This window comes from Peptidiphaga sp., from assembly GCF_057238965.1.
Genome location: NZ_DBHHEV010000014.1, coordinates 1 through 6707 on the forward strand (window position 1 = coordinate 1; position 6707 = coordinate 6707).

The 6707-nt window shown below is 66.4% G+C and carries 5 protein-coding genes; all 5 read left to right on the top strand.

Annotated elements, in window-relative coordinates:
- Positions 1-220: 220 nt before the first annotated feature.
- On the top strand, positions 221-1540 hold the full coding sequence (locus ACO48X_RS03155) for a sensor histidine kinase (RefSeq protein ID WP_485000459.1): 1320 nt from the start codon (positions 221-223) through the stop codon (positions 1538-1540).
- An 84-nt stretch (positions 1541-1624) separates the two neighbouring features.
- The gene (locus tag ACO48X_RS03160; RefSeq protein WP_485000461.1) at positions 1625-2233 is read left to right on the top strand and encodes a response regulator; all 609 of its coding nucleotides are present in this window, start codon (positions 1625-1627) and stop codon (positions 2231-2233) included.
- A gap of 188 nt (positions 2234-2421) precedes the next feature.
- A complete protein-coding gene (locus ACO48X_RS03165; protein ID WP_485000463.1) occupies positions 2422-3297 on the top strand; it encodes an ABC transporter ATP-binding protein in 876 nt (291 codons plus the stop codon).
- Between the two features lie 2 nt (positions 3298-3299).
- Positions 3300-4046 carry an ABC transporter permease gene (locus ACO48X_RS03170; protein WP_485000465.1) on the top strand — a complete coding sequence of 249 codons (747 nt, stop codon included), beginning with the start codon at positions 3300-3302 and terminating at the stop codon, positions 4044-4046.
- Positions 4047-4386: 340 nt separating this feature from the next.
- Positions 4387-6707 (top strand): HAD-IC family P-type ATPase (locus tag ACO48X_RS03175; protein WP_485000467.1); only part of this gene is annotated, 2321 nt, incomplete at its 3' end.

A 6707-nucleotide genomic window follows, 5' to 3' on the forward strand; every position in this document is an offset into this window, starting at 1 on the left:
CCCCGACAGACGAACGCTTGCGCCCCCCGCAAGCGGGCCCTGCGCGGAGGACAGCCGGGGCTCGCCTCGCCTCGAGGCCGACGGGCGAGCCGGCGGCGGGTAGTGTTGTCGGAGCGGAACAGCGCCGCAAGAACTCGGATGCGCCCGCACGAGGCGGGGCGGGCCTTTCGCCGCCGCGCCGCGGCGGCAAGAACGAAAACGACGCCCGGAAGGGGGACTGATGGAGGTCCAAGAGGTCGACGGCAAGCGCAAAGCCGACGCACACGCAATCGGCGACGCTCCGACAGACAGGGGCGTCGGCCCAACCGAAGGCGAAACGGCGGCCGACGCGCCCCGAAGCTCGAACGAACCCCGTGATGCGCTGTCGGCGAACAATGCGAAACCCCCAAGGAAAAAGTTCGCGGACTGGGCGCGAACCCATCCGAAGGGCTTGACGATGGTGTATGCGAACGTGTGGCTGCTTTTCACCCTCATTCCAATCGTTCATGGGCTGCTTGCGGAAAACGGCGTCAAAAAATATCTGTTCTTAACGCTGGTAGTAACCTTCGACATCGTCTATTTTCGAGTGTGGTTGGTCTATCCCAGCATTCCAACGTCGGAGCGCGGATTCTCTCCGGGCCTTTTGGGCACGATTGCGGCCTTGATCGCGCTGGAGACCATGGCGGCCTTCTTCGCCGACGGCGGGAACGTTCAGCTGCTCATCTTCGTCTCTTCCGTCATCGCCTACACGACGTCGGGGCGGGCGAGGGCCCTGTCCCTCGCGGGATTGCTCGCTTTCGCCGCGTTGCAGACGACTTTGCTCGTCCGCCTCGGCAAGACGAGCCTGCAAGAAGGAGTCACGTCCTTCGCCCTTCTGTGCGTTCTGACGATCACGTTCTACGCCGTCGGAGGCACCATCGCCTTCCAGAAGGAACTCGAGATCAAGAACAAGAAGATTGAGCAGCTGACTCAGAAAGCCGAACGCGAGCGCATCGGATCGGATCTGCACGACATCCTCGGGCAGACGCTCACGGCCATCGCGTTGAAGACGCAGCTTTCGGCGCGCCTTTTGGACATGCCGGATCAGCGCGAGCGCACGCGCGGCGAGCTGTTGCAGGCGGCGGCCCTGGCGCATCAGGCCTTGGCCGACGTGCGGGCCGTCGTTCGCGACGCGAGGAGGCTGCGCCCCGACGAGGAGATCTTGGCGGCGCGCGAGCTTCTCTGCGCAGCGGGAATCACGCCCGTGATCCGCGGCGAGCCGATCGAGGTGGGCGAGCAGGCCGAGCGCGTCCTCGCCCACGTCGTTCGGGAGGCGGTGGCCAACGTCGTCCATCACGCGGCGGCCACCCGGTGCGTCATCGCCACGCGGGCTTCGGGGGTGAGAATCGAGGACGACGGCGTCCGTCTCCCCGACGACGCGTCGAAACCCGCGGTGAAGGCGCCTGCGAGCGGGCTCGCAGGCCTTGACCAGAGGGTGAGGGAGGCCGGAGGCGTCCTCTCCTACGGACGGCTCAAACGGGGATGGGCCGTGGAGGCGAGATTCGACGCCGGGGAGCCTTGACGCCGCCGGGGAGCCTTGACGCCGGGGAGTTTGCCACGCATCCGGCCGGGGGAAGAGCCGATCGCGAGCCAATAGACTGGAGGCATGACGATACGGATAGTCGTGGCGGACGACCAAGCTCTGGTTCGCGGCGCCATCGCCATGATGCTCGATCTCGAAGAGGACATCGAGGTCGTCGCGCAGGCCGGCAATGGACGCGAGGCGATCGAGGCGGTTGCATGCGGCGACGTCGACGTCGTCCTGGCCGACGTCGAGATGCCCGTCATGGACGGGATCGCCGCGGCGTCCCGCATCCGCAAGGAGCACCCGGACGTCAAGATCCTCATGGTCACGACCTTCGGGCGGCCCGGCTACCTGCGCCGCGCGATGGAGGCCGGCGCCAGCGGCTTCGTGGTCAAGGACGCGCCTTCCGACTCGCTCGCGTCGGCCGTGCGCAAGGTGATGGCGGGTCAGCGCGTCGTCGACCCGGACCTCGCGGCCGAGTCCTTGGCCGCTTCCAGCAACCCGCTGACCGAGCGCGAACAGGACGTCCTTCGGGCGACGTCCGACGGAGGGACCACCGCCGACGTCGCCCGTTCGCTTTTCCTCTCCCAAGGGACCGTGCGCAACTATCTCTCCTCAGCGATCCACAAGACCGGGGCTCGCACGCGCGCGGAGGCGGTGATGATCGCCCGCGACAACGGCTGGCTGTGACCGGGCGGCGAAGGCCTCCGGTCCGAGACAAAGGCCTCCGGGCGCGGCGAAGGCCGGCGGTCCGAGACAAAGGCTCGCGGGCCGAGGCGAAGGCCGGCTGGCAAACGGCTGCGGAACATGAAAATTCTCCGAAATTCAGCTAGAAAACCAGTTGCGGCGCCCGCCGGGCGAGGGTTAAATAGTAAGTTGTGAGCGTTCCTACTCTGTCCATCGAGAATCTCGTCAAGGCTTTCGGCGACGTCGAAGCCGTTCGCGGCGTGTCCCTCTCGATATCCCCGGGCGAGGTCGTCGCCTTTCTCGGCCCCAATGGGGCGGGCAAGACGACGACTCTGGACATAGCCCTCGGCCTGTCGAAGCCGACGTCGGGCGACGTGGCCCTTTTCGGAACCGCGCCCCGCCGCGCGATAAAGGCAAGCAAGGTTTCCGCGGTGCTCCAAACGGGCGGCCTCCTCCTCGACCACACGGTCGAAAACCTTGTTCGCATGGTGGCCGACGCCTTCCCCAAACCGCTTCCCTGGCGCGAGGTCATGGACAGGACGAATCTGACCGAGATCGCAAAGCGGCGCGTGCGCAAGTGCTCGGGAGGCGAGCAGCAGCGCGTGCGCCTGGCCTTGGCGCGTCTGCCCGACCCGAGCCTGATCGTCCTGGACGAGCCGACCACGGGAATGGACGTGACCGCCCGACGCCGATTTTGGGACTCGATGCACGCCGAGGCCGAGCGCGGCAAGACGATCGTCTTCGCCACGCATTACTTGGCCGAGGCCGAGATGTACGCCGAACGGACCGTCATCATGAACCGCGGCAAGATCGTGGCCGACGGGCCCACCAACGAGATACGCGGAAGCTTCGGGGCGCAGACCGTCACGGGCAGATTCGCGACGAAGGAGGCGGCGAAAGCGGCTCAGGCGTCAATCGGGGGCAGGCTCGAGGAGACCAGCGTCTCCGTGACCGGACCCGACGTCCTCGCTCTCAACCGGGCGATGCTCGACCTTCCGGAGATCATCGGAATATCCGTCGCCGACGTCTCGCTCGAAGAGGCCTTCGAGGAGCTCACGGGAGAATGAACATGCAACTCAAAGCCCTTTGGTCTCTTTACAGGCGGCAGCTGAGCACCACCGTCTTCTATATTCCGATCCTCGTCTTCACGATGTTCCTGCCGATCATGCTCTTTTTCATGTTCGGCGCCTTCCAGGCGTATTCGGACAATCCCGCCGGGGACGGCAACTATGCGGCCAAGGCCATGATCGGCATGTGCGTCTACGGCGCAGGAATGGCCTCGGCGACGATCGGCGCGCAGGTGGGGGTCGAGCGTGCCCAAGGCTGGACGCGCCAGCTCGCCCTGACGCCCGTCGAGCCCGTCACGAACTTCGTCAACAAGCTCCTTTTGTCCATAACCTCGGCGCTTTTCAGCATCCTGGCCGTTTTGGCCGTCGGGTGCGCGACCACCGCGGAGGGCCCGACGAGGATGTGGGCGCTCTCCCCAATCCTGACCTTGCTTGGGTCGCTTTCGACGGCCGCGATGGGCATCATGGTCGGCTACCTTCTGCGCAGCGACGGCGCATACGGGGTGATCCTGGGAGGCTTCGCCATCTTGGCCTTTTTCGGAGACAACTTCATCCCCCTGGACTCCATGCCGTCTTTCTTCCGCGACGTCGCGCCCTTCACGCCGCTGTACGGGATAACTATGATCGCCCGGTGGCCGCTGCTGCAGGGCACGTTCGAATGGACGTGGGCCGCGGGCGTCGCCGCATGGACCGTCATATTCGGGATCGTCTCGGTTCGCCGCATGCGCACGGACACCGCTCGCAGATAGCCGCCAGGCCGGGAGCCGGACTCGCAGGCGGACTTTCGGTTCGCCGCCGGGCCGCGCCGCGGTCCGCGTTTTAGAGCGCTCGGCGCCGGTGAGCGGGGAACGCCGAATACGCGGAGGCCCGGCGACTCCCCTGCTGGCCCCGGCGAGCGGGGGGGGACTCGAGGACGGGATCCTCAGCCTCGGCGCGGAAGGCTGGCCCCGGCGAGCGGGGGACGTCCGCCTCCTCATCGCCGTCGCCCTCAACCGCAGGCGGCTGGCCCCGGCGAGCGGGGGGGGACGTTTCCCCGCTTGCATCCGCCCGGAAGATAAACCGTCGGCCCGCATTGGTAGGCTTGTCGCCATGACTAGTGCACAGAGCCTCACCGATGTGAAGGAACCCCCGGGCGTGCAAGGCCTCACCGGCAGCGAAGTCGCCCAGCGCATTCAACAGGGCAAGGTCAACACGCTTCCCCCTCGGTCGGGCCGCTCCGCCCTCGACATCGTCCGCGCCAACGTCTTCACGCGCGTCAACGCCTTGCTGGGAGTGCTCTTCGTGCTGGTCATGACCACCGGCTCGTGGGTGAACGGCGCGTTCGGCCTCCTCATCATCGCCAACTCCGCCGTCGGCATCGTCCAGGAGCTGCGGGCCAAGCGCACGCTCGATTCGCTTGCCGTCGTCGGCGAGGCCCATCCCACGGTCCGCCGAAGCGGGAAAGAGACCCAGATCGAGCGCGACGAGGTCGTGGAGGACGACGTCGTCGTCGTGGGCCCGGGCGAGCAGATCGTGGTCGACGGCGCCGTGGTCGAATCCGCCTATCTTGAGGTCGACGAATCGCTGCTGACCGGTGAATCCGACCCCATCGCCAAGAAGCCGGGCGACGAAATCATGTCCGGCTCTTTCGTGGCGTCGGGAACCGGCGCCTACCGCGCGACGAAGGTCGGCGCCGACTCCTACGCGGCCAAGCTCACCGCCGAGGCGGCCAAGTTCTCCCTCGTGCATTCCGAGCTGCAGTCGGGCATCGACAAGATCCTCAAGGCAATCACGTGGGTCCTCGTCCCTCTGGGGATTCTGACGGTCATCAGCCAAACGCGCATCGAACAGAACGATTGGCGCCAGGTGGTCATCAAGGTCACGGGCGCTCTCGTCCCCATGATCCCCGAGGGCCTCATTCTCACGACGTCGGTTGCCTTCGCCCTCGGCGTCGTGCGGCTGGGCATGCGCAAATGCCTGGTCAACGAGCTTCCGGCCATCGAGGGCCTGGCGAGGGTCGACGTCGTGTGCGCGGACAAAACCGGCACTCTGACGGAAAACGCCATGGCGTTCGGCGGGGTGGAGGCGATCGGCTCGCATTCGCAAGACGAGGCTTTGGAGGCCCTTCGGCAGCTCGGCGCGGCGGACGACTCGCCCAACTCCTCCATGACGGCGATCATCGAGGGCGTCGGCAGCCCCCAGGCCGCCTGGGAGGTTTCCGAACGCCAGCCGTTCACGAGCGCGAAGAAATGGTCGGGGATCAGTTTTGCGGCGGGAGAAGGCTCTGCCGCCCGCAACGTCGTGCTCGGGGCGCCGGACATTCTCGCCCCCGACGTCGCACGCGCCCAGGAGATTGCTTCGACCGGCCTGCGGGTGCTGCTTTTGGGCTACGCCCAGACGAACGTGACGGCCCACGACGCCCCCGGACAGGTCGATCCCTTGGCCCTCGTCATCCTCGAACAGAAAGTCCGCCCGGACGCCGCCGACACCTTGGAGTTTTTCCACAGCCAGGGCGTTCAGGTGAAGGTCATCTCCGGCGACAACGCCGACTCGGTGGGCGCAGTCACCCGCTCCCTGGGCATGGACTCCGGCCAGCCCGTCGACGCGCGAACGATCCTCGAGGCCGATTTCAACAAAGTCGTCAACGAGCGCCAAGTCTTCGGACGGGTGACGCCCCAGCAGAAGCGCGCGATGGTTTCAGCGCTTCAGAGCGCCGGGCACACAGTGGCGATGACGGGCGACGGCGTCAACGACGTCCTCGCCCTCAAGGACGCCGACCTCGGGGTCGCGATGGGATCGGGCACCGCGGCAACCCGTTCGGTCGCGAAGATTGTTCTGCTCGATGACAAGTTCGCGACGCTCCCCTACGTCGTTCGCGAGGGCCGGCGGGTGCTCGGCAACATCGAGCGCGTGGCGAATCTCTTCCTGACGAAGACGATCTATTCGGCCATCATCGCCATGCTGACGGTGATCTTCGCGGTCAAAGCCCCCTTCCAGCCGATCCACGTCACGATCACGGGCTGGTTCACCATCGGCGTCCCGGCCTTCATCCTGTCCCTGCCGCCCAACAACGAGCGCGCCCGGCCAGGCTTTGTGCGACGGGTGCTCGGCTTCGGCTTCCCCGCCGGCGCGCTGGTCGCGATCCCTTCCTTTGTCACCTACACGATCGCATTGCGCTCGGCGACGCAGGCCCAGGCATCCACGGCGGCGCTTTTGGCCCTCATCGTCTCCTCGACATGGGTTTTGGCGATCGTCGCTCGCCCCTACGAATGGTGGAAGATCGCCCTGATCGTCTTGCCGCTCGCTGGGTACGGCCTCATTTTCAGCGTTTCCGCCCTCCAGAAGACTTTCATGCTCGACTCGTCGAATCTCGGGGTCATGGCCCTTGCCGCGGCTGCGGGCGGATGCGGCGCCGTCGCGATCGAGCTGCT